The following is a 457-nucleotide window of genomic DNA, read 5'->3' as shown; positions in this document are numbered from 1 at the left end:
CGCCGCCGCGAAAAGCAACGCGCCTATAACGAGGCGAACGGCATCACGCCGACGACGATCAAGCGCAATATCGGCGACATCATCCAGGACGTGTCACAGCGCGATCAGGTCACTGTCGAAATCGATGAGGATCGGCCGCACATGGTCGGCCATAATCTGCGTGCCTATATCGAGGACCTCGAAAAGAAGATGCGCGCGGCCGCTGCGGACCTGGAGTTCGAAACCGCCGGTCGCCTGCGCGACGAGATCCGGCAGCTGGAGCAGGAAGAACTGGGCCTGCCGGTCGACCAGCAGAAAGCGCCGGTAATGGGCCGCTCGAACGAGGGCAAGCCGGGCACACGCAAGACGCGCTACGGGAAGAGCCAGAAGATGCGCGCCGGAATGGCGGGGAGTTCGCGGCGGGGGCGGTGATCAAAATACATTTGCCATATGCTTCGGAGTATAGTACTTAAGCTTC

The 457-nt window shown here is 61.3% G+C and carries 1 protein-coding gene; it reads left to right on the top strand.

Translation table 11 applies throughout. From position 1 onward, the window contains the following. The coding region (locus AACY08_RS29580; protein ID WP_339472632.1) for a UvrB/UvrC motif-containing protein at positions 1–411 on the top strand (411 nt) is incomplete at its 5' end. Between the last annotated feature and the right edge of the window lie 46 nt (positions 412–457).

Source organism: Pseudomonas sp. EL_65y_Pfl1_R83 (assembly GCF_963970695.1).
Classification (GTDB): domain Bacteria; phylum Pseudomonadota; class Gammaproteobacteria; order Pseudomonadales; family Pseudomonadaceae; genus Aquipseudomonas; species Aquipseudomonas tritici.
This window is presented reverse-complemented; position numbering and strand designations above follow the sequence as displayed.